Raw genomic sequence first — 3,477 nt, forward strand, 5'->3', positions numbered from 1 at the left:
AGCGGGTCGACCACGCGGCCGAGGTAGCCGTCGCCCACCGGCACGGACAGCACCTCACCGGTGCGCCGCACCTCCTGGCCCTCCTCGATGCCGGCGAACTCGCCGAGGACGACGACGCCGATCTCGCGCACGTCGAGGTTCAGCGCCAGCCCGAGCGTGCCGTCCTCGAACCGCAGCAGCTCGTTCGCCATCGCGCCGGGAAGGCCCTCGACCTGTGCGATGCCGTCGGCGGTCAGCGTGACCCGCCCGACCTCCTCGGTCGCGGCCTGCTTCGGCTCGTACGACTTCACGAAGCTGTCCAGCGCGGCGCGGATGTCCTCCGGCCGGATCGTCAGCTCAGCCATGGTGTCTGTTCTCCTCGTGGGTCGCGCGCGTCGCGCGGGGGGTGCGTGGGCCCGGGACCGCCGGGCGGGGACGAAGGGTCATCCGGCGAGCTGTCGGCGGGCGTCCGCCAGGCGGGCGAGCACGGTCGAGTCGATGACGTCCGGGCCGGACTGGACGCGCAGGCCACCGATCACGCGGGGGTCCACCACCACGTCGAGCTCGACCTGCCGTCCGAGGGCCGTCGCCAGCAGCCCGGCGAGCCGGGTGCGCTGGGCGTCCGACAGCGGGGCCGCGACCGTCACGGTCGCGACGCGGTGGTGACGCCGCTCCGCGATGAGGTCCACGACGTCACCGAGCCAGGCGACGTACCGCCGACCGCGGGGGGCCGCGGCCGCACGGCGAGCGAGCAGCAGCGTCGTGGCGCTGACGTGCGACCCGAGCACGCGCTCGGCCAGGTCCGCACGGGCCTGGCCCGGCACCGCCGGGTCGAACAGCGCGCGCCGCAGGTCCCGCTGCCCCGACAGGGCACCGATCACGGCGAACAGCTCCTGCTCGACCTGCTCCAGCGTGCCGGCCGACTGCGCCGCCGCCAGCACGGCGGAGGTGCCGAGCCGCTGCGCGGCGTCGGCCAGGTCGGCGTCGGCCGACCACCGGGAGCGGGCCAGGTCCTGCGCGACCGCGACCGTCCGGGCGTCGGCGGCGGCCAGCAGCCGTGCCGCCAGGGCCGCCTTGGCATCCCCCGCGGCGGACGGGTCCGCCCGCACGCGGCGCCGCGACCCCGACGCGTCCAGCGCGTCGACCAGGGCGTACAGCTCCTGGCCCAGCACTGTCGCCTGCGCCCCGGCCGCCTCGAGGACCGGCTCCCACCGGCCCTCGACCGCGTCCAGGGACGCCTGGCTCGTTCCCCGCATCAGGCCCCCTTGCCCTGGCCCGTCGCGACACCCGCGGCCTGGTCGGCCTCGAGGTCGTCGAGGAAGCGCTCCACGACACGGGACCGGCGGACCTCGTCGGCCAGGGACTCGCCGACGATCTTCTCCGCGAGCTGGGTGGCCAGCGCGCCGACATCGGACCGGAGGGCGACCACGGCCTGCTGCCGCTCCGCCTCGACCTGGCGCTGCGCCGTCTCGAGGATGCGGGCGGCCTCCTCCTGCGCCTTGGTGCGCAGGTCGGCGACGATCTGGGCACCCTCGGTGCGCGCGTCCTCCCGGATGCGCGCCGCCTCGGCGCGGGCGTCGGCCAGGTGCTGCTGGTACTGGCCGAGGACGGCCGCAGCCTCCTCCTGGGCGGACTCCGCCTTGGCCAGACCGCCCTCGATCTTCTCGGCACGCTCGTCCAGCACCCGCTGGAACGCCGGCAGCACCCAGATGCGGAAGGGGACGGCGATGATGATGAGGACGACCAGCGACCACACGATGTCGAACGTGTGGGGGATCAGCAGGTTGACGCCGTCAGGCTCCTGCGTTGCGGCCGTCACGACGGCCGCGGCGAGCGCGGCCGTGCTCACTTGAAGAGGAACCCGGTGATCAGGCCGAGGAGGCCGAGCACCTCGACGAACCCGATGCCGATGAACATGGTGGTGCGCAGCTGGCCGGAGACCTCGGGCTGACGGGCCATGCCCTCGATCGTCTTGCCGATGAGGATGCCGAGGCCGATGCCGGGGCCGATCACCGCGAGGCCGTAGCCGAGCGTGGCGAGGTTGCCCGAGACGGTGTCCGCCGCCGCCAGGATGGTGCTGGTGTCCACGGTTGGTCGTTCCTTCCTGTGGGTGCCGCAGGTGGCGGCACCGGGGTTGGCGGGGCCGAGGCCCCCGGGTGGTGCGTGTGCGTCAGTGCGTCGTCAGTGCTCCGCCTCGACCGACAGGCTGATGTAGACCGCCGTCAGCACGACGAAGATGTACGCCTGCAGCGCCGCGACGAAGACCTCGAAGGCCGTCAGCGCGAGGCTGGCCACCAGGGTCAGGGCGCCGAAGGCCTTGAGCCCCGGGGCCGCCTCGACGACGAAGTACTGGGTGGCGGCGAAGCAGAGCGCGAGCATCAGGTGCCCGGAGACCATGTTGGCCATCAACCGGATCGCCAGCGTCGCGGGCCGGATGACCAGGACCTGCAGCAGCTCGATCGGCGTCAGCAGGATGTACATGAACCACGGGACGCCCGGCGGGAACAGGCTCGACTTCACGAAGCCGCCGAAGCCCTGGGCCTTCACCCCCGCCGAGAGGTACGTCACGTACGCCCAGACCGCGAGCAGCACCGGCAGGCCGATCAGCGACGTGCCGGCGATGTTCAGGCCCGGGATGGCGCCGGTGATGTTGAAGGCGAGGATGCCGAAGAAGACGGTCGTCAGCATCGCCGCGTAGCGCTTGCCGCGCTCGGTGCCGAGGATCTCGTTGACGACGTTGACCCGGACGAAGTCGAGGATCATCTCGACCGCCGCCTGCGTGCGCCCCGGCACCAGCCGGGCGCGGCGGGCGACGACCACCATGAAGGTGACGAGCACCACTGCGGCGACGAGCCGCACGAGCATGATCCGGTTGAACTCCAGCCAGGTGCCCTGGAACAGCACGGGCGCCGGGAAGAAGTCCGCGATCGAGGGCGGCTCGAAGCCGCCGGTCCCGCTCTGATCGGCGGCGAACGGCAGCATGGTCGCGAGGCTGGTCAGAGCAAGCTCCTGGTGGTCGTGAGGTCGAACGGGCGCCTTCCGCAGCGGTGCGGGCAGGCCATCGGCACCCCGGCCGTCATGGATGTTGGCAAGCCTAACCCATGGCCGAAGGTCCCATGCGCAGGGTTCAGCAGGGTCACCGACGGCCCCCGTCACCCGGTTCGACGTACGGTACCCGCCCCGTCGAGACCGCTCGGTAGTCGAGCAGGGCGGAGCCGATCGCACCGAGCGCGAGCACGCCCGCGAGCACCGGCGCCGAGTAGAAGTCGAGACCGCGCAGCAGCGCGAGGGCCACGATCACGACGAGCACCTTGGCCAGCCAGGTGCCCATCACGACCCCGGCCATCACCTGCGGTGCCGAGCGCGTGGTGCGCAGCATGGCCACGACAGTGGTGCCGGAGAACACGGCAGCGAGGCCCACGCCGATCAGTGCGCCCCAGACGCCCCGCAGGCCGGAGACGAGGGCTCCGACCAGCACGCCCAGCACGGTGAGGGCAG

At 72.8% G+C, this 3,477-nt stretch carries 5 protein-coding genes and 1 pseudogene; all 6 read right to left on the minus strand.

Going from position 1 to position 3,477, the window contains the following annotated elements:
• Positions 1-344: pseudogene (locus VF825_RS00510) on the minus strand (F0F1 ATP synthase subunit alpha); the annotation flags it as partial.
• A 78-nt stretch (positions 345-422) separates the two neighbouring features.
• Positions 423-1,235 (minus strand): F0F1 ATP synthase subunit delta, encoded by an 813-nt coding sequence (locus tag VF825_RS00515; RefSeq protein ID WP_331108990.1) that lies wholly within the window; start codon positions 1,233-1,235, stop codon positions 423-425.
• Positions 1,235-1,828, minus strand: coding sequence for a F0F1 ATP synthase subunit B (locus VF825_RS00520; RefSeq protein ID WP_291763069.1), 594 nt, complete (start codon positions 1,826-1,828; stop codon positions 1,235-1,237). The genes VF825_RS00515 and VF825_RS00520 overlap by 1 nt, the downstream gene beginning before the upstream one ends.
• A complete protein-coding gene (gene atpE, locus VF825_RS00525) occupies positions 1,825-2,067 on the minus strand; it encodes an ATP synthase F0 subunit C (protein WP_291763071.1) in 243 nt (80 codons plus the stop codon). Before atpE ends, VF825_RS00520 begins: the two co-directional genes overlap by 4 nt.
• Before the next feature lie 93 nt (positions 2,068-2,160).
• Positions 2,161-2,961: a F0F1 ATP synthase subunit A gene (atpB, locus tag VF825_RS00530; RefSeq protein ID WP_331108997.1), complete on the minus strand. Its 801-nt coding sequence runs from the start codon at positions 2,959-2,961 to the stop codon at positions 2,161-2,163.
• 154 nt (positions 2,962-3,115) lie between these two features.
• Positions 3,116-3,477 (minus strand): hypothetical protein (locus tag VF825_RS00535; protein ID WP_331108999.1); only part of this gene is annotated, 362 nt, incomplete at its 5' end.

This window comes from Oryzihumus sp., from assembly GCF_036391795.1.
Taxonomy (GTDB): domain Bacteria; phylum Actinomycetota; class Actinomycetes; order Actinomycetales; family Dermatophilaceae; genus Oryzihumus.